Source organism: Fulvivirga sp., assembly GCF_040218215.1.
Classification (GTDB): Bacteria; Bacteroidota; Bacteroidia; order Cytophagales; family Cyclobacteriaceae; genus Fulvivirga.
Window position 1 is genome coordinate 160,376 of the sequence record NZ_JAVJQL010000010.1, and the last position, 20,150, is coordinate 180,525.

The 20,150-nt window shown below is 39.0% G+C and carries 13 protein-coding genes; 1 reads left to right on the plus strand and 12 read right to left on the minus strand.

Annotated features, from left to right (window positions below; translation table 11 throughout):
- Positions 1-10: 10 nt before the first annotated feature.
- From RIB54_RS04030 to fahA, 9 genes are all read right to left on the minus strand, one after another.
- The gene (locus tag RIB54_RS04030; RefSeq protein WP_350069745.1) at positions 11-922 is read right to left on the minus strand and encodes a mechanosensitive ion channel family protein; all 912 of its coding nucleotides are present in this window, start codon (positions 920-922) and stop codon (positions 11-13) included.
- Between the two features lie 29 nt (positions 923-951).
- A complete protein-coding gene (locus RIB54_RS04035; protein WP_350099400.1) occupies positions 952-3,933 on the minus strand; it encodes an ATP-binding protein in 2,982 nt (993 codons plus the stop codon).
- On the minus strand, positions 3,934-4,893 hold the full coding sequence (locus RIB54_RS04040; protein WP_350069740.1) for a succinylglutamate desuccinylase/aspartoacylase family protein: 960 nt from the start codon (positions 4,891-4,893) through the stop codon (positions 3,934-3,936).
- On the minus strand, positions 4,890-5,804 hold the full coding sequence (gene rimK, locus RIB54_RS04045) for a 30S ribosomal protein S6--L-glutamate ligase (RefSeq protein ID WP_350099401.1): 915 nt from the start codon (positions 5,802-5,804) through the stop codon (positions 4,890-4,892). The genes RIB54_RS04040 and rimK overlap by 4 nt, the downstream gene beginning before the upstream one ends.
- Before the next feature lies 1 nt (position 5,805).
- The gene (locus RIB54_RS04050; RefSeq protein WP_350099403.1) at positions 5,806-6,252 is read right to left on the minus strand and encodes an ATP-dependent zinc protease family protein; all 447 of its coding nucleotides are present in this window, start codon (positions 6,250-6,252) and stop codon (positions 5,806-5,808) included.
- A gap of 85 nt (positions 6,253-6,337) precedes the next feature.
- A complete protein-coding gene (locus tag RIB54_RS04055) occupies positions 6,338-6,859 on the minus strand; it encodes a DUF2911 domain-containing protein (protein ID WP_350099404.1) in 522 nt (173 codons plus the stop codon).
- A gap of 366 nt (positions 6,860-7,225) precedes the next feature.
- Positions 7,226-8,320, minus strand: coding sequence for a BamA/TamA family outer membrane protein (locus RIB54_RS04060; RefSeq protein ID WP_350099405.1), 1,095 nt, complete (start codon positions 8,318-8,320; stop codon positions 7,226-7,228).
- Positions 8,321-9,184 (minus strand): flavin reductase family protein, encoded by an 864-nt coding sequence (locus RIB54_RS04065; protein ID WP_350099406.1) that lies wholly within the window; start codon positions 9,182-9,184, stop codon positions 8,321-8,323.
- Between the two features lie 6 nt (positions 9,185-9,190).
- Positions 9,191-10,462 carry a fumarylacetoacetase gene (gene fahA, locus RIB54_RS04070; RefSeq protein ID WP_350099407.1) on the minus strand — a complete coding sequence of 424 codons (1,272 nt, stop codon included), beginning with the start codon at positions 10,460-10,462 and terminating at the stop codon, positions 9,191-9,193.
- A gap of 146 nt (positions 10,463-10,608) precedes the next feature.
- On the opposite strand from fahA, the gene RIB54_RS04075 reads away from it, so the two are divergent.
- Complete coding sequence (locus RIB54_RS04075) at positions 10,609-13,284, plus strand: valine--tRNA ligase (protein ID WP_350099408.1); 2,676 nt, start codon at positions 10,609-10,611, stop codon at positions 13,282-13,284.
- Between the two features lie 102 nt (positions 13,285-13,386).
- Here the strand turns inward: RIB54_RS04075 and RIB54_RS04080 are convergent, their stop codons facing one another.
- From RIB54_RS04080 to RIB54_RS04090, 3 genes are read right to left on the minus strand one after another with little or no spacing between them, the layout of a single operon-like run.
- On the minus strand, positions 13,387-14,913 hold the full coding sequence (locus RIB54_RS04080) for an alkaline phosphatase family protein (RefSeq protein WP_350099409.1): 1,527 nt from the start codon (positions 14,911-14,913) through the stop codon (positions 13,387-13,389).
- 26 nt (positions 14,914-14,939) lie between these two features.
- Positions 14,940-16,517 (minus strand): SusD/RagB family nutrient-binding outer membrane lipoprotein, encoded by a 1,578-nt coding sequence (locus RIB54_RS04085; RefSeq protein WP_350099410.1) that lies wholly within the window; start codon positions 16,515-16,517, stop codon positions 14,940-14,942.
- A gap of 4 nt (positions 16,518-16,521) precedes the next feature.
- On the minus strand, positions 16,522-20,001 hold the full coding sequence (locus tag RIB54_RS04090; protein ID WP_350099411.1) for a SusC/RagA family TonB-linked outer membrane protein: 3,480 nt from the start codon (positions 19,999-20,001) through the stop codon (positions 16,522-16,524).
- Positions 20,002-20,150 lie beyond the last annotated feature (149 nt).

Genomic DNA, 20,150 nt, shown 5'->3' on the forward strand with positions numbered 1-20,150 from the left:
TCAATTCGGTTTATCTCAAATCCTCAGGATCAACCAATCCAGAATTAATAAGTTCGCGCATCACTATTTCGGTCATATCACTTTTAAAAGCGAACTCATTTCTTATGTCTGATACATAAGCCTTCAACCTCATTTTAAGATATGACCTGCGCTCTTTTACTTCATTAAAAAACAGAACAACTATAGGTTTATTTAAATATATAAACCGTGAAACCTGGGCAGCTTCAATAGCCACTGCTCTTACTTTTTCTGTATCTATAATAATGGGTAAGTAAATTTCAGCTACCACCTGACAGTTAGGCTCTCCTGTGTTAGAGTTTGAAACTGATGTGTTCATCACCTCTGCATTAGGAACACTTACTAATGAATCATCAGCAGTTACAATCCTGGTTGACCTAAGGCCAATCTCTACAACTTCACCATAATATTGCCCTATTTCCACCTTATCTCCCACTTGAAATGGCCTGTCAAACAAGATCATTATACCCCCAAAGATATTCTTTATAATATCCTGTGCCGCAAAACCAATGGCCAGACCAATGGAGGCCGTTACGGTAATCAGCGTTTCCATAGGTGGTTGGAATATTCCGGCTATCACTATGAAAAAGGTGAATATCCAACCTGAAATTCTGACAATAGGAATAAGACCTTTGATGGTTATTCTGTATTGAGTACTGCGCTCGGCAAACTGCTGTAAAATGGAGCTGATAAACCTAATGGCGAAGTACCCAATGGCAATAAAGACAATGGCCCAAAATATATTCCCAAAAGAAACGAGATCAATGACAGAGGGAGGTTGCAAATTCTTTGAAACCCCATCAATTATTGAATTGGAACCTTCAGCAGCTTTTGCTACTGTGTCAGCCGTGGGAATTACAGGGTTGGAAACTACAGAATCAGAAGCCTGAAAATTTTTGTTCATTGAAGATATAATGAGTTTAAGGTTTGCCATCAATGTACAATATTTTTAGACATTAGCAGATTCACACTCTGACGATAGAGAAGCGGATTTATATAAAACACATCATCTTTTTTAATAACCACACCATCCTCAAACAATGGATAAATAATGCTTCTGTTTTTCTGCACACTATAATTGGTTGCCAGAATAAACTCATCCTCAGTCATGCCGTCATTCAATAATAGCATAGTGAGTAGAAATAACTTTTGATTTGACAGAGTCTTCAAAAATGAGAAGTCCATACTGCTGATTGACCCTATCTCAATGGCATTTTCAGAGGTGTGCTTTGTGGACCTTAACCAGTAAATTAATGCTATACTTATATTGCTCTTGGCAATTTTATTGAGTTGAGTAAAAAACTCCTCTTTCAGGTACTCTTGCTTTCCCTTTTCATTCAACCCCTTGTATTTTTTATTTTTCAAATCTTCCAAGCTTGGTTCAAAGATCAGGTTATATCCACTCACCCTGTGGCGCTTCTCAATCATTTTTACTATCTCTTGAGCGGAGAGATCTTCAAGAGGAATATTGTAACTGAAGTGATCTGAAATGCTAATGGTCTTTTCAAGATAATTGTAAGCATACTGCGTGCAGCCAATAATCCAATGAACGCTGTCTCGGGTTAAAGAAATCAACTCTGTCAAAAGTTTGATATTCTTAAAACCTCCCACCTTTTTTAGATAAAGCTTTTGTAGATTCTCTATCACTATTATCCGTTTAGGCCCATTATTGAGATAGCTTACCAATTTATCAAAGTCAAACCCTTTGCTGCCTAATGACCCATCAAAAGCACCATAAAACTCTGACTCAGTACTAATATTATTTACAGAAACCATTCTTACGATTTCTTTGCTCGATCCAAGTTCTTTCAAAAATAAATTGAGCAGGCTTGTAAGACCTGAACCCTTTTCTCCGGTTATGATTGTTGCAGAAAAACGGCCTTGCATCCACTGGTTATAAGCTTTATTCAGCTTATTGATCTCTACACTTCTTCCTTCAAAAAAATTAGCATCTTCCAAAGGAGCAACCCTGAACAATCGTTGATATACAAAGGGAAGTGCGGCAATGGACTTTTCAGATTCGGCAAGAAAATCGGCTAATTCTGTAGTAATGGTCTCCTGATTGGATACAATTCCGAACCTCTTAAAGTTTGCTCTGATATAGCTTTCTGACTTACGATAGAGCTTGGTGGTCTTATCAACCACAATAGGAACGAAGTTCTTAATTGTATTTAATATCAGAATCTTGAGCTCTTTACCTTTTTCAGCAGCTTTGCCCTTAGCAATGCGCATCCTTAGCTCAAGAATATTTTCGTTGTTAGTGAATTTGACCAGGTCAGCACCAAAGGTTTTTATACCTGGCAAAAGTGTTTCGGACAACTCAGGTTCTATACCTTTCAGGTACGACTTAATTTTTTCAAACTGATCGATAGAACGCTCCAGCCCTTCAACTGCAATAGTCTTTGCTTTCTCTTCATCTTTCTCGTCTTTCAGCACTGATAGGGCAGAAGAAACATTAAAGGCTGCAACATCAACTATCTGAGCTAAAGCATCCTGCGCCTGCTGAATGAGCCCCATAATATTGAACTTTACCGCAGTGGTAACTTTAAGTAATTTTGGAGCGCACTCATAGTTAATCAGCTCATTAGGGGAAATGAAACTAACCTGGGAATTTCGGCTTGCCGTTCTAAAATCACTACCTTTTATAATGGCTCTTTTAGTGCTTACATTCTCAAGTGCATTGACAATTTTAGCTTCAATACCATTCACTATTTCAGCCAGCTCCTGATCAAGAATAAAGTCACTGGCACTTGAGGTCAAGGTATTAAGCTCCTTATTTATAGACACCAATTCCGTTTCTAAAATATTCTGAATACCCCCATTGTTACTTTTAATTGTTTCGCAGGAGGTTTCTAAAAATATTCTCACTCCTTTTAGATGATCAAAAATATTATTATTTACAGCATCGTTGATTTTTGCTTTTACCGAATGGTATTCATAAAAACCGTCAAACATCAATTGATACAATTCTAGATCAATTTCCCAGTCATCGGTAAGGCCATTGACGGTATTACTCCATCCTCTGTTGGTTGAATTATATAGTTTTAGGGTTCGCTTTAGATTTTTATTTGTCCTTCGCTTAGAGTATTTTCTTTTTGGAAATTCAATGGTTCCCGCTTTTGTATATGAGTGCTCAAAATCAGCCCAGGAATCTTCAAAAGACTTATTTACAAGTTCAGCAATTGATGTTTTGCCCTCATCAATTAGACCGGCAATTTTATCCAGGTCATTCTTCTTATCGGCAGTTGGTGCGTCCTTTTCAGCATCATGAATATGGATGGCGTAGCATTTGTCTATTTTAACATCTTCTGCCCATATAGCCAGACCCGTTGCCGTTACTGATTGGTAATATTTATCAATTACAGTTTTAAGAGATAGCAGAAATCGAGCTATTAGAAAATACCTAACCAGATCCTGAACATGTATTTCATGACTCCAGTACTGCACTGGCACTACAGGTTTCTTTCTTATTTTTCGAACCCAATTACTAATATGCTGAGGTCTCTTAGAAATCCAGTAGTTAGTTCTCTTAAATGCCTTTAAGAATTTTAACCTCCAATGATCTGCTGGCTGATTTTTAAAACGTTCTGGTAATTGCTCTTTGGTTACACACTCAGGCAAAGCGTTAATATAATTGTCAAATGCCTTATTAAAGGTTTGAAACTCAGTATTTAGATCAGGAAGAATTGACTGCGATAGCGCAGAGGTGATTTGCATCATCTCTGCTTTATAATCTGCATAGGCTTTGAGGCTCTTCTCCTCAGTGGCATTTTTGCCGTTGATACTCTTTAACTTTTTGCTGGCTAACTCTGCAAGCTCCTTTTGCTCATCAATCCTTCTATAAACCACATCAAGAAGATGCTTTTCTATTATCTTCTTAACAGCCGAATGATATGGTTTTAATTCTTCATTCATTTACTGAATAGGCCCTTCTTTACCTATATGCATAAGTGCATCTCCCATATTTACCACAGGGTAATTGTTCAATCCAATAACTACCCCATCTATCGGTGATTTTACTTTCTTTTCAAATTGACCATAGGGTCCGGTAATGGCACCTATCACCTGATTTTTTTCGACTTTGCTACCATTACGGACATGGGCAAAATGCAAACCAGCGTATTTTGCCCGCACCCAGGTCGATTCGCTAATAAATATAGGCTCCTTCTCAATCGGAGGTGCATCATCCCTCATTCCAAGATGTTTCATTACGCGCAATATACCATTAACCCCATTATCTATAGCGTTTTTTCTTAAGCGCAATGTTTCCCCACCTTCAAAAACCAACATTGGCTTTCCTGCTTTAGCGGCCGTTTTTCTTAATGACTTTTCTCTATAGGCAGACTTAATTATTAGGGGAGCTCCAAAAACCTTTGCCAGCTCCATTTCCTTTGGATGATCAAACATGGCCCTGATCTGAGGATAGTTGTTATGACTGGCTCCTCCAGTATGGAAATCCAATCCATAATCGATTTGGGGAAGAATTTCATTAGTAAAGAAGTGGGCCACTCTGCTCGCCAAAGAACCTGTTTTAGAGCCAGGAAAGGAGCGATTCAAGTCCTTACCGTCAGGCAAACCTCTTGAGTGATTAATAAACCCATAAACATTAAAAACGGGAATAGCGATAACAGCTCCTTTCTTAGGAATATAATCTTTATTGGCAATTACCCTTCTCAGCACCTCTACGCCATTAGTCTCATCACCATGCACACCCGCCATAATTAAAAGCGTAGGGCCTTTAACTTTTGATCTGGCCACAAATACCGGAATATTAATAGGCGTTCTGGTTGGCAATCTGGCTATCAGTGCATTGATCTGTAGCTTTTGCCCTGGCTCAATTTTATGGCCATCAATGATCATTTCAGTTTTGATCATGCGTTGATCTTATCTTTTTGAATTCTTTTCGTTGGCTTCTTTGTATTTGCCTCTAAAAACTCAATTATTTTACCTGCTATATCTATCCCAGTAGCATTTTCAATCCCCTCTAGCCCCGGAGATGAATTGACTTCAAGGATTAACGGCCCTCTTTTGGACTGCAACATATCTACACCAGCTACACTTAAGCCAAGTTTTTTGGCTGCCAGAATAGCCGCTGCATTTTCTGATCTTTTAAGCTTAATAATGGAAGAAGTACCGCCCCGGTGTAGATTTGATCTAAACTCACCTTCCTTGGCCTGGCGTTTCATTGCGCCCACAACCTTGCCATTAACCACAAAAGCCCTGATATCTGCACCTCCGGCTTCTTTTACAAACTCCTGCACGATAACGCGAGCCTTCAAACCATGAAAAGCCTCTATTACCGAAGCCGCTGCTTTTTGGTTTTCGGCTAACACAACACCTAAACCCTGAGTGCCTTCCAATAGCTTAATAATGACAGGCGCACCACCTACAGCATTAAGAATATCATCCGTATCTCTTGAATAATTCGTAAAAACAGTCTTAGGAAGACCTAAACCTGCTCTGGAAAGTATCTGTAAACTTCTTAGCTTATCTCTTGACCTAATCAGGGCCTGTGATTCTACTGCTGTGAAAACTTTCATCATTTCAAACTGGCGAACTACTGCTGAACCATAAAAGGTGACAGAAGCTCCAATCCTGGGAATGACTGCATCAAAGTAATCAAGTGTTCTTCCCTTATAGATTATGGATGGCCTGTTTTTTTCCATAACGATAGTACATTTCAAGTGATCTATTACCTCCACTTCATGTCCCCGTAACTCGCTCGCCTCTACCAATCTTTTAGTTGAATATAAATCTGCATTTCTCGAAAGTACTGCAATTTTCATGTTATGATTTTTTTTGTTTAAATGATACGTTTGTTCTTGATACATCTACTATGAAGCCCTTGTTCAATAGCTTCCTTCCCAATAATATAGGAAATTTTAAGTTGCCCCTGTTGCTCAATGAAAATTCAGTTCTAAATACTTTTCCAAATATTTTAACATCGGTCTCTATGATAAATCTTTCCTCACTCTGACCGAAGGAGTTTTTAATCACTCTTTTTCTAAACTTAGAAAAATAAAAACTCTTATCATTATATTCTGGATGGGTAGGGTCTAATAATGTGAAGTGCAAAACTTCCGCACCACCTTTCTCGATAATTTCTGCATGATGGTAATGAATTGCAGAAGTATACGCACCAGTATCTACCTTGGCATTAAGCCCAAATAATTCTAAAAGAGGCAAGTCCACTACATCAAACCTGCCAACTACAATTTTCTCTTTTGATTTCAATAAATAAAGTTTTAACGGACTTTAAAGTATAAAAAAAGAGGCTGTTATTTAAAACAGCCTCTTAGATATATCAAGTTAAACCTTTTTATTTAGACAAAGCAAATTTCACATTTGTATTTTCCCACTTCATTTCAACACCGCCATCAACAACTGATATGTTGAAGGTTTCAACATAATCGCTGGTTTTACCTGGTTTTACTTTTACTCTTAGTACATCTTTAGCTTCATCATAATCATATGCACCCCACTGCTTAGCCGTTTTATTGAAGATAATAACCCATTCTTTTTCTCCTGGAATGGTAAATAGGGAATATTTCCCTTTAGCAAGGGCTTTGCCTTCAACCTTAATATCTTCACTAATTTCAATGGTAGTAGCATCATTTGCTCCTGTTCGCCACACCTTTCCGTAAGGCACAAGACCATCCATAATTTTTCTTTCCCTGGCAGAAGGCTGATGATAATCAATTTTAACATCTATACCAGCTATCTTGCCTTCAGCAGTTGCAGGAGGACTTGGTTTTTGCTTGTCTTGAGAAATAGCTGTGGTAAGCGCAAAGCACACTAATAGAACACTTAGAAATGTCAGTTTAAATTTATCCATCATCATAATTTTTATTTGTTAGACTGATGGATACGTAATTGGAAGGAAATCGTTGGTATAAAAAACGAAAAGTGCTGATCACGTTAGACCAACACTTTTCATTATTTTCAACCTGTAAACCAAATAATAAAACGGTTGAGTATTTTAAAGGTTGCGATTTTTTTTGAATAAATCTAAGAAAAATCAAATACCAATACTTATGGGTGCTATTTGTAAAATCTAAAATTTTAATTATAATTATTTGATTATCAATTAATTGCATTAACAAAATAAAGTAATTGGGATCAATCGCAAACGTTTGCGTAAATAGTTAAAATTTGTTTAATCCAATTATGATGACCTTAAGAAAAAGTGGGTACGCTAAGGATGTGATTAAAATGCTTCTGCAAAAGCAAAGTAGAAGCCACTAATATTTTCGCCTATACCATAGTCAATTCTTATGTTTAAACGATCCGATTTATTGACCATAAATCTTAAGCCCGCTCCTGCTGCCCATTTAAATTCTGATGGGGAAAAATTACTCATATTATCAGCCACATCGCCTACAGCACCAAAAGCAGTAATGCCAATCCATGGCAGTATTTGTTGTCTGTATTCTGTTTGGAGGGCCATTTGTTGCTTATCCCTAAAACGTCCGTTATAGTAGCCACGCATAATACTTTCACCTCCTAATAATGCCATCTCCCTAAATGGTACTTCGCCATCATTAAATTCACCTAAATATTGTGCAGCAATAACAGCTTTATCAGTAATTGGCCAAAATTTTCGAATATCCAGAGTAAACCTGTTGTAATCAAAATCACTACCTATACCTGAGTGGTGTATAAAATTTGATAATTCTATAAATAAACCGTTGGTAGCATTAAGTACGTTGTCACGGTTATCATAAATAAATGATACACCAAAACCCGAATTTGCCCCGGTTTGAGACTCCAACACTGGTTTATCTTCAATTAAAAACTCGGGTTCAAAACGAAGATCATACAAATTAGTATAACGGTATTGTACACCAGCAAAAAACGAGGGTTTCAATTTTCTGAGCATTCGCTCCCTAAAAATAATTACCTGATAGCCAAGGTCTTCTTCAAAATCTGCATCGGTATCGTTGCCAATACCATAATAGAAAATAGGGAAATCATAGTAACTCAACTCTCCATTAAACGCCCATTGCTCGTCTTTTGTAAAAATTGTATTATAAGTCCTGAATATAATCTGCTTGTTAAGCGTATAGGCTCCTAAAACCTGCACATTTGAGTTTCTTGTTGTTGCCTTATCACCTAAGTTAAACACACCAGAGGTTAGCGACCCAAAACCCAATCGGGTTTCAGGTGTGTAAAAAAGGGCAGGTAAAGGTATGATTTTTAGCTTCTTTTCTCGTCTGGTGCTATCCGCAGTCTGGGAAAAAGTAATGCTGCTACTGCATACCGTGAAAAGAATAAAGACTAGCGCAATTCTAAATTTGATCATTTACCACCGGTTAAGTAATATTTTCCAGGCATTGTCCACCTCTCCTTTTTGTAAATATTCTTTTGCGAGTAAATGAATTTGTTCAACGCTTTTTGGATGCACATTCAAAGAAACTATGAATGTATCAATTTGATATTTATCAGGCAAGGATTCTACATTTCCCAACCTTCCCAAATCATTACCTGTTAGTATATGGCTATTTCTTATTTCAGCGGGAATCTGATCCACACCTATACCCAAAGTGGTCAATGGTTTTGGGATTTCAAAAATAGAATCACCCTGAACCCTGCTGTACCAATTGCCTCCAAGTCGGGCCACAGCATCTAATTTATAAGGATCTATACGTTGCTCATCATCCAGAATCTCATCTTTAATGTGAGCCAGTATAACTTCACAAATAACAAGATTTCCCGAACCAGCTTTGCCACCAATAGGTTTTACTTCTATTACCTTACACTCAAAAGCCACCGGTGCCTCGGCTACTCTCGGTGGTTTAACTTTTGTTGATGCAACTGGAGTAAAACCGGATTTTTCAAACTCATTGACACCTTTTGGATACTCGGTGCTTGCCAATGACATCTGCTCCACCATTGAGAAGTTGACAATATTGATAACCACTTCATCAACTTCAAGCACATTCTCATATGTATGCTTGGTGGTATTGTCCCTTCCCCTTCTTGCCGGAGAAAAAATAAGGATGGGTGGATTAGCTCCAAAGCAATTAAAAAAACTAAAAGGGCTTAAATTAACATTACCTTCTTTATCAATGGTGCTTGCAAAAGCTATAGGCCTTGGAGAAACAGCGCCCAGCAAATAACTGTGCATTTGTGGTACGGTAACATCCTTTGGATCAATAGTGAGCATAGTGATTTATTTAGCAGGTAGAACTTTTGTCTTTACTTCACCAAAACCAATTCTTACACCGTCTTTCTCCGCAAAACCTCGCATTATTACTGTATCCCCATCTTCAACAAATTTTCTTTCTGTTCCATCCGACAGTTTTATTGGCTTGGTGCCCTTCCATGCCAGCTCCAACATTGAACCATATGAATCTGGCGTTGATCCACTAATTGTTCCAGAACCATACATATCTCCAACCTGGATATTACAGCCATTGACCGTGTGATGCGCCAGTTGCTGATTCACATTCCAGTACATATATTTGAAATTACTCTTACAGATAAGGTTTTCTTCGCCACCCTCAGGCTGAAGTAGCACTTCTAATGAAATGTCATAGTTCTTTTTTCCTTTGAATTCCAGATATGGCAAAACTGCCGGTTCCTGCTCAGGCCCTTCAGTTCTGAATGGCTCCAATGCATCCATTGTAACAATCCAGGGTGAAATTGATGATGCGAAATTTTTAGCTAAAAATGGCCCCAATGGCACGTATTCCCAAACTTGTATATCCCTGGCTGACCAGTCGTTAAATAAAACAAATCCAAAGATAAAGTCTTCGGCATTTTTGGTTGACACACTATCGCCAAGCTCATTTTGCTTACAAGTAATGAATGCCGTTTCCAATTCAAAGTCCAATCTTTTACTTGGCCCAAAAGACGGTTTTTCAGCATCAGGTGCCTTGGTCTGCCCTTTTGGTCTATGAATGTTTATCCCACTTGGAATTATAGAAGAGGCTCTACCATGATAACCAACAGGCAGGTGCTTCCAGTTCGGAAACAATGCGTTGTCAGGATCCCTGAACATGGTACCTACGTTAGTTGCATGCTCAACACTAGAGTAAAAATCCGTGTAGTTTGGAACCTTGACAGGCATCAGCATTTCAGCTTCATCCATTGGTATAAGTGCCATTTCTGCATCGGCCTTATGGCCTTGCAATTCATCATTATTAATATCTAAAAGCTCCGAAATCCTCTCTCTTACCTCTCTCGTCACCTTCTTACCCAGGCCAATAAAATCATTAAGATATTGCTGATTAAACACACCTGATGGCAAACCCAAACCATCAAAATACCCATGTTCGTGTAGATAGGTTAGGTCTAATATGTTATTACCGATAGCCACCCCTGCTCCGGCAGTAAGATATTCTGTTGTAAAAATTCCGAATGGTAAATTTTGAATAGGAAAATCAGAGTCCCTTTCAACTTCTACCCAAGATTTTAGTGAAGGATTATTCGCTTTTATCATTCCTTGTTTTTTGCGTGCAAAGTTAACTTTTTAAGCGTACTTAAGAAACGATTGCGTAACAGTTCCAGCCATTTTGATTTGATTTTAAGTTCATCCATACTTTTAAATTATATAATTTTGCAGCCTTAAATTTTAGCAAAAAGTATATGTCATTATCAACAAAATACGATTCGTCAGCAGTAGAAGACAAGTGGTACGCCCATTGGATGGAAAAAGGCTTTTTTCATTCTACCCCAAACCCTGATAAAGAACCGTATGCCATAGTCATACCTCCACCCAATGTTACAGGGGTATTGCATATGGGACATATGCTTAATAATACCATTCAGGATGTACTAATTAGAAAGGCCAGAATGGAAGGCAAGGAAGCTTGCTGGGTGCCCGGCACTGACCATGCTTCTATCGCTACTGAAGCCAAGGTGGTACGAATGCTTCGAGAAAAAGGCATCAAGAAAAGTGATCTTACAAGAGAAGAGTTTCTGGCTCATGCGTGGGAGTGGAAAGAGAAGTATGGAGGGATAATACTAGAGCAGCTCAAGAAACTGGGTGCTTCATGCGATTGGGACAGAACCTCTTTCACAATGGATGACCATTACTACAAAGCCGTTATCAAGGTTTTTGTAGATCTATATAACAAAGGGTATTTGTACCGCGGTCTCAGAATGGTAAACTGGGATGTGGAAGCTAAAACCACGGTTTCCAATGAAGAAGTACTTTATAGAGAAGGTGGTGAAGTTTCTAAACTCTATTCGGTAAAGTATAAGTTAAAAGACAGTGATGAGTTTGTGGTTATTGCCACGCAAAGACCTGAAACGATTATGGGAGATACAGCTATTGCCGTTAACCCTACCGATGATCGTTTCAAGCACCTCATTGGCAAAAAAGCATTAGTGCCGTTTATTAACCGCGAAATTCCAATTATTGGTGATGAATATGTAGAGCTGGATTTCGGAACAGGCTGCTTAAAGGTAACGCCTGCTCACGATCCCAATGACTACGAAATTGGTCAAAGACACAACCTTGAAATCATTGACACCATCAATGACGATGGAACTTTGAACGAAAAATGTGAGATACCAAAGTACGTTGGTAGAGACAGGTTCGAAATCAGAAAACAAATTGTTAAGGACTTAAAGGCAGCGGAGCTTTTAGTTGAAGAAAAAGACTTTACCACAAGAATCGGTCGATCTGAAAGAACTGACAGTGTTGTGGAGCCGAAGCTGTCTCTACAGTGGTTTATAAAAATGAAAGACATTTCCAGAACTGCACATAAGGCAGTGATGGATGACGAAATATTATTGCACCCAGCCAAGTTCAAAAACACCTACAATCACTGGATGGAGAATGTGAAAGACTGGTGTATTTCGAGACAATTATGGTGGGGTCAGCAAATTCCTGCATACTATTATGGTGAGGGCGAGGATGATTATGTAGTAGCCGAAACTATGGAAGAAGCACTTGAGCTAGCCAAATCCAAGAGTGGCAATAACAACCTTACTATATCAGATTTAAAGCAAGATGAAGACGTTCTTGATACATGGGCATCTTCATGGCTATTTCCTTTGGAGGTTTTTAAAGGCTTTGATGATCAATATTTTAAGGATGGAAAAATAGTAGATGGCCTGAATAAAGAACTGGACTACTACTACCCAACGGCCACATTGGTGACTGCCCCTGAGATTTTATTTTTCTGGGTAGCCAGAATGATTATTGCAGGTTATGAATACAAAGGAGAAAAACCTTTCAAAGATGTTTATCTGACAGGTATAGTTAGAGATAAGCAGCGAAGAAAAATGTCTAAATCTTTAGGCAATTCTCCAGACCCGTTAGACTTAATTGCTCAGTATGGTGCAGATGCCGTGAGAACGGGTATGCTGTTCAGTTCCCCGGCAGGTAACGACCTTCTTTATGATGAAAAGCTGATAGAGCAAGGCAGAAACTTTGCCAACAAAATCTGGAATGCCTTTAGGTTAGTTCAAGGTTGGGAAGTTGACGCGAGTTTATCCGGTGATTATAATAAAGCTTCTATCGCATGGTTTGAGGCTAGATTCAACGAAACACTTACTGAAGTTGAAGATCACTTCTCTAAATTCAGAATGTCAGATGCTTTGATATCTACTTACAAGCTGATTTGGGGAGATTTCTGCTCATGGTATCTGGAAATGATCAAACCTGATTATCAAAAACCTATAGATGCGCTCACAAAAGAAGCCACAATCAAATTCTTCGAAAAGATATTGAAGCTCCTTCATCCTTTCATGCCCTTTATTACAGAAGAGCTATGGCATGAGTTAGGAGACAGAAAAGATAATGATTGTATTATAGTTAGTGAGTGGCCAAAATCTCAAACTTTTGATAGCAAAATATTGAAAGATGCAGAGCTCGCTTTTGAAGTAGTAAGTAATGTTAGAAATGTTAGAAATGCCAAACAAATTGCTCAAAAAGATGCTTTGACACTAAAAGTTAAAGGTCAGGATTTCAGTAAATTCGACACTTTCAATTTTGTAATTCAGAAGCTCGGCAACTTATCGTCATTTGAAACTACAAGTGACAAAGTGGAGAATAGTGTAAGCTTTGTACTTACTGGCGATGAATTCTTTATTCCATTGGAGGGTTCTGTTGACCTTGAAAAGGAGAAAGAAGAAATCGAGAAGGAATTGGCCTACACCAAAGGTTTTCTTCAGAGCATCGAAAAGAAATTGAGCAACGAAAGGTTCGTCAATAATGCTCCTGAACAGGTAGTTGCCATGGAGAAAAAGAAAATGGAAGATGCTCAGGCTAAAATAAAGGTGTTGGAGAATAGCCTGGCTACGCTCAACTAACCAAATTTAAACTTTACTTTTTAGTTAAAACATGAAATTCAATTCAGGCTCGTTTTTAAAGTGACGAATCCCGAATTGAATTTTCATTTAAAATTAAGCTGGTCAGTTAGACCAATTGGATCGAACAGTACGAGCGAAATCTACATAGTAATACGCTCCATAAATAGTTCTTTGCAAGATCAACTCATAAATACCACTTTCCAATTCAACAGAAGTAGAAATTGTCTCAATTTTTGGCTTTGATGCTACGTTTTGACCTTTTTTCAATAGCTCGTTGAGTACCCTTCCATTGACTGTTTCAGGCAAGGGTAAATTGTGAATAGCCAAGACAGTGGGCACTATATCCACATTGGAAGTTGGCAGGTCGCTACTGAACGATTTTTTAAAACTTGGGCCTGCCGCCAACAATGTTATATTAATTTCATACGGACTAATACCACCATGTCCGGCAACCCCCCTGGAAAAGGAAGTTCCAGCATACCCCTTCTCATTTTTATCATCATTCCAGTTGGGACTTACTAATATGTCTGCTGTTCGGTCTGGGTGGTTCCAATGAATAGTATTGAATGATAATGTACCGTCAATAATCCCCTTGGTTTTGTCCTGCTTACTTGCTTTGGTAAAAATGGCACCAATCCATTCTTCGGACTGTAACACTTTAACCACCTGTTCAATATTTGCTTCACTTTTGTCCTTAAGGTGGATGGCTCCTCCCGCTACTACCACATCATCGCTGTTTTTATCAGCTTTTAGACCATTATCAATCAATACCTGAGTCAAGTTATCCTTCCCTACATTGGTTATAAAACCATGATCGGTCGATACAATGATATTATAGTTATCCGAAAGGCCTTTTTGCTTCAAAGCCGATATTATTTTACCAAATTCTGTATCCACCGATTTGATAGAGGCCATAGCAGAAGGTGAGCCAATACCGTCAGCATGTGCTGTACCATCAGGATCAGAATACCAAATGGCACTTACCAGTGGCCCAACCATTTTTAAGCCCTTTTTTATTAGGGCATTGGTCATCCATTGATGCTGAGCGGTGTTTGGTTTGCTATGCTCTGGTATAGGCCCAAATTCCTTAAGGATCGATTCCTGCATAGATTCTGGTAGAATAATATTTGAATTCACAACCGCGCCTCCACTAATGGTGTGGTTTTGTAAGAAGGCCTGTCCTGCTGATCCGGAACTAAACACCATCATATGATGTCCATTTTCATGTAGTAATTCACCTAGGGATTTAGCCGTAAGCAGTTTGCCATCGGTAAATTCGTTGATTCTTTCCAAATCTTCAAATTCACCTGTGTTTAACGATTGGTTGGGGTCAATTCCTTCAAAGAAAACGGAGTTTCCCATAATACCATGACTTTTTGGATAGGAGCCCGTGGCATAGGATGGTGAATTGACCCTTGTGACAGTTGGGAAAACACTATGGTGATTTTTTGCAACTACTCCTCTTTTGGAAAATGCATATAAATTAGGCATGCCTTCTTTAGTAATATAATCAGGTCTCAGGCCATCAAAAAAAACAATAAGAGTTCTAACATCTTCTTGTTTTATATTTTGGCAGTATGCTTCTGATTGAAAAAACAATACAATTACCAGTATTAGGTACTTTTTCATTTGATTCTATTTTATCTTCTTTTTAATTATTTATCCCACCAAACTTTAATATCACTATTATCACCACCTATTCTGCTAACAGCTTCCTGCAAGCCTTTAGGATTTAATGACTGGAGATAGGTTGGGTATGGAACCCTCGAAGGAAAATTGCTTTCTGGTAAAATACCGGTACCACGGGGTAAAACAGGGTAGCCGGTACGCCTTTTTTCAAACCATGCCTGGTAATCAACAAATACATAGGCATAATATTTCTGCTGAATGATCTGCTCTAATTGAGCATCTTCAGAAGCGGATTCATTGAAAGCAACCCCGTCTCTTTGTAAAAAATCATTTGGCATATCAGCCTCCCACTGCACCATGGAAGCGGTAATACCAGCATCATAGTGGGCTTTTGCGGTACCACCTGTTGCAAAGCCTTTAATAGCGAGCTCCGCTTTAATAAACTCCAGCTCAGCATAAGTCATCATAATCCCTAACTTAGGATCGGTTTTCAGTTCATCACGGTAACTGGAATTAGCACCTACATTATACTCAGTAGTAACTAAATAGCCGCTTTCAATACCTCGATAAATCAATTCTCCATTTTCTTCGATAGGACGTACCCAAACCTCACGCCTGGGGTCTTCAACAGCATTCAAACTGTCAAGAAAATAGTGCGTAAAATAAGTGCCGTCCCTCCACTCAAGGGTACGGGCATTGAAGTATGGGTTGAAATATGGAAACGTGCCAGGAAACCTCAGAATCGCCTCATCGGCATTGCTTTCAAAAACAGGGTAGTTGGTTGGGCTGCTTAAAATCGCATTGATTTGCTCAGAGACAGGCACTTCCCCATCCCTTTTTGAAATCCTAAGCAATAATCTCAACCTTAAAGAATTACCAAATTTTTTCCACTTTACAATCCCTTCGTTCCTGCCCCCCGAAGCTTGGTTTGCGTCATAAAGCAAATCGCCTTGAAAAGTCAATGCCTTTGATTCATCAAAAAGACTATTGGCTAATTCAAGATTGTTTAACAAGTCAATATAAATATCCTTTTGAGTGTCAAATGAAGGACTGAAATTTCCATCAATAGCTTTGGTTGCTTCAGAATATGGGATATCTCCATACAAGTCGGTAAGGATAGAATAAGCCCAGGCCTTATAAACCAGTGCGATGGCTTTGTAATTATCTTCCTCAAGATCTTCAGCAATGGAAATTATATCTTCCAGATCATTAAAGAGCAAATAGAAAGTCTCCCACAAAGGCTCACCTGGAGTAATAATATACCTATGGACACCACCGCCATTTGTGCTGGAGCGTGGAGCATCAACTTGCATTAGGTTATGTGTAAATGACCTTGCCCGGGTAAGTGATGCGGTTAACATCCTATATTGCAGTTGTTCTAAAACCACCCCTGGGGTAATTTCCTTAGGCCTGTTTGGATCATTGTTGACTTCCTCAAAATCTTCGGTACATGCACCCAGCATAACAATAATCAGGAGGAAGGCGAAAATTCGTTTTGTTAATATTTTCATCTTTAATGATTTTAAAACATTATTTAAAATGATGTTTACAACATTGAAGGCACGAGTATCCAAATGGCCTCGGCTATTTTTTATACCGTTCATAGGTTTAGAATTTTAAAGTAATATTAGCGCCAATAGACCTTGTAGAAGGAAACTGGGTGATTTCTACGCCAGGTGTTGGTGTGCCGTTGTTCAGGTTGCCCCCTTCAGGATCAAACCCTGGAAAGTCAGAGAAAGTAAACAAATCGCGGCCATATAGTGCAACGGTAGCCATTTGAAATCCCAGCTTGCTAACCAGATTTGGGTTTACTTTGTAGGTCACCCTGATTTCCCTGATTTTAAGGAAATCAGAACTGAATATATTCGTTTCAGCATTACTGATGCCATAGTAATTATTGTAATATGAATCAGCCCCAACTGTGGTTGTGTTTTTAACAAAAGTACCATCGTTTTGCAAAACCACGCCATCACCGATTATGCCAGTTTCACGGCCTGGCAGTGTAACTTTGGTTTTACCAAGTGTGTTATTTTTATGATTGGTCATGGAATAAACACTGCCACCCATTTGACCATCCAATAAAATACTGAGGTTTATGTTTTTATAACTGAACTCATTGGTGATGCTGCCTTTCCAATCGGGAAAAGCATTGCCAAATTTTCTTGTTTCGGGATCAAGTTGGGCTGGCAAGCCATTGCTGTTATAAATAATTTCACCATCAGGGGAACGTTGAAAGCCCCTGCCATATAAGTCGCCCATTCTACCTCCAACACGTGCCTCAATAGATACATTGTTATTGAATGCATAGATGACCTGACTATTAAGTCCTTCAACCAATTCTTTTACATAGCTTCTATTGGCAGACCATACCAAACTGGTATTCCATTTAAAGCCTTCCCTTACTACGGGCTTTCCGCTCAAAACCACTTCAACCCCTCGGCTATTGATCAAGCCGGCATTGATCAATGCACTGGAATACCCTGAAACTGGATCTAATGGAATAGCGAGAATTTGATTTTTACTATCATTATCATAAACTGTAAGGTCAATGCCCAACCTGTTAAAAAAGAACCTAAAATCTATACCCGCTTCATAGCTCGTTGTGATTTCCGGCTTCAGGTCTGGGTTAAATAATGTGCCCGGATTGGTGAAGTTATTACCATAAATCTTATCATAATATTTTTCAGTTTGATATGGACGCGTGTCATTGCCTACTTGTGAATACGACAATCTCAACTTGGCAAATGAGACCTGCGATGGCAAATCTATTAATTCACTCAGTAAGAAGCTGGCGCTTGCCGATGGATAAAAAAATGAGTTATTTTCAAATGGCAAAGTGCTGGACCAATCGTTCCTTCCGGTAATGTCAAGAAATATACTTTCGTTTAAAAAAGAAAGCTGCGAAATGGCGTAAAAGCTATTGATTCTTCGCTCTGTCCTTAGTGGGTCAACAACGGCCTGATCCAGACTATTGGAGACCTGATAAATGCCAGGCTGGGCAAGCTGATCGGCATACTTACCTACAAAATTATATTTTTGAATTAGTGCATTACCACCGGCAGATACGGTAAGCCCTACCTTATCATTTATTCTATCTGTATAGGTCAACAAAAAATCGGTGTTGGATTCCAACCTAAATACATCCTGCTCACGGTACATACCCCTGGGGTACCGGGTCATGCTAAAAGGTCGCTGTTGAGACCTGAATTCATAAGACATATCCATCCCTGATCTCACCATGAAGTTCAATTTATCATTGATCTTATAGTCAGCAGAAGCATTTCCGATAAATCCGTGTTTATCTATCTTGTTGAGCATTTCATAGAGCATCAGGTAAGGGTTGTCAGGGCCGGGATTAAATGGTGATTTTTGTTGCACACCTTCTAACCCGGGCTCCCAATAAGGCTTGAACCACTCAGGCCTGATGCTAGGTGCAGTTCCAATAATCAAAAAGTACATGATGGTTTGGTTATTATAACCTGCCGAAGGGAGGTTGTCGCTTTTCTTATTGATATAGTTGGCCTTACCTGAAATTTTAAGCCTCTCCGAAACTTTTTGATTGACCGAAAGGGATGCATTGACCCTTTCAAAACCTGTATTGGGCAGTATCCATTTGTTTTTTAAATGTGTAATAGAAAATCTTGCCGAGCCGTTTTCACCACCGCCTTCAATGGCAACACTATTAGTGGCAGTAGTTCCCGTTCTAAAAAAGCCGGAAATATAATCATCATGTCCTACCCAAGGGGTTCTTTCTGTAGCTATACCATCTGGTGAATCAGGATTGTACTGAAAATATTGTTGTCCATTAAAACGAGGACCCCAGGCGCGTCCTGCTGCCACTCTTGCTGCAGTATTTACACCATCTTCGCTGTCTCCATAAGAGTAATAGGCAGAGGTTCGGCCTTCGCCATATTCGAACTGGTAGTCAGGCCAGCGGTTCACTTCTTCGAAACTGAAATTTGAGTTAACAGTGACTCCGATACCTTTACCCCTGCGGGCACCTGATTTTGTGGTGATGATCAATGCACCATTTGCAGCCCTGCTCCCATATAAAGCTGTAGCACCAGCTCCCTTTAATACTGAAATACTTTCAATATCATCGGGGTTCAGATCAGACAAAGTAGACCCAAAATCAACCGGACTGTCAGCATCAAGGTGGGAGTCGTAACCTGTTCCTACGATATTGCTATTAATAGGCACTCCATCCAAAACTATTAAGGCTTGGTTGTTTTCAAGATTCAATGAAGATTCCCCTCTAAGTGTGATACGGGATGAGCCAATTGGCCCCGCTCCTGTACCTTGTATGTTTAGTCCCGCTACCTTTCCACTCAATGAATTTACCCAGTTTGGCGAACGGGCATCCGTAACGGCATTTTCTTTAACTGTCTGTGTGGCATAGCCCAATGACTCTTCTTGCCGTGTTATGCCCAATGCTGTTACCACTACTTCATCCAGGGACTTTGTGTTTCTGTTCAATGTCACTTGAAGTGTTGATTGATTTCCAATACTTACTTCATAAGGTGCGTATCCAACAAATGAAACTATCAAGATTTCCGCATCGTCTGGAACAGAAATATTAAAATTGCCTTCAATATCAGTAATGGTGCCAATCTGGCTGCCTTTCACCTGAACAGTGGCTCCTATCAACGGTTCATTCGTCTCAGCGTCAATGACCTGCCCCTCAAGTGGCTTTGTCAAAACAAGTTCGATCTTATCAATTACTGATTCTTCCTTATCTCTCAGTACCAAAATATGATTATCTATCCGCTTAAATTTTAAGTGTGCTTTATCAGCAACTTCCAATAGCAGGGATTTCATATCCTGATTAGATGAGCGAAAAGTAAAGCGCTCAGGGCTTTTTAGTATTTTTTTGTCATAGCCAAACATAAAATCCGTTTGCTTTTCAATTTCCTTAAATAGTTGTTCAAGGCGGGCGTCATCAACTTGTATGTTCAAGCGCACTTCTTCCAATAACTGGCCTTTTGATTCACTGGCAGCTACCAGCTGCATTGCAAGTAATTGAATAATGAAAATCTGAAGGGTACGTTTCGAAACAAGCATCAATAGGTTGAGTAATGATAATTGCATAATTTTGTAGGGTTATTTAAAATTTTTTAATCGAGGTTTTAAGTATCAAAAGACCCGGTATCTGCTCCAACAGTGCCGGGTTTCATGTTTTTCATCTGATGAAACTCATGATGATTTACAAGTATCTATTTCATAGGCAATCTTTTAAA